Source organism: Achromobacter sp. GbtcB20 (assembly GCF_019091095.1).
In the GTDB taxonomy this organism is placed as follows: domain Bacteria; phylum Pseudomonadota; class Gammaproteobacteria; order Burkholderiales; family Burkholderiaceae_B; genus Achromobacter; species Achromobacter mucicolens.
In genome coordinates this window covers 1-253 of sequence record NZ_JAGXJZ010000696.1, presented here as the reverse complement: position 1 = coordinate 253, position 253 = coordinate 1, and the positions used below count along the sequence as shown (strand labels likewise).

The 253-nt window shown below is 70.8% G+C and carries 1 protein-coding gene; it reads left to right on the top strand.

Translation table 11 applies throughout. The annotated features are described in order from the left end of the window. A partial coding sequence (locus KVT32_RS30775; protein ID WP_217619504.1) for a hypothetical protein occupies nt 1–253 on the top strand: 253 nt, incomplete at both ends.

Here is a 253-nt window from a genome sequence, read left to right as displayed (position 1 = left end):
AAGGCGAAGGGCGCCGGCGCCCGCTGCTCGAATCGGTACGCGCGGCGGACCGGCGCCACTCCTTCCAGCTGGCGCTGGCCGACCGCATCCGTCCCCTGCTCGATCCCGAGGAAGTGACGGCGGTGGCCAGCGAGCTGCTCGGGAAATCGGTCGGCTGCGGCCGCGTCGTCTATGGCGAGGCGGACCAGACGGTTGGGCACCTTTCCCTCAAGCGCGACTGGACCGACGGCAACCTGGTGTCGATGAGCGGCAC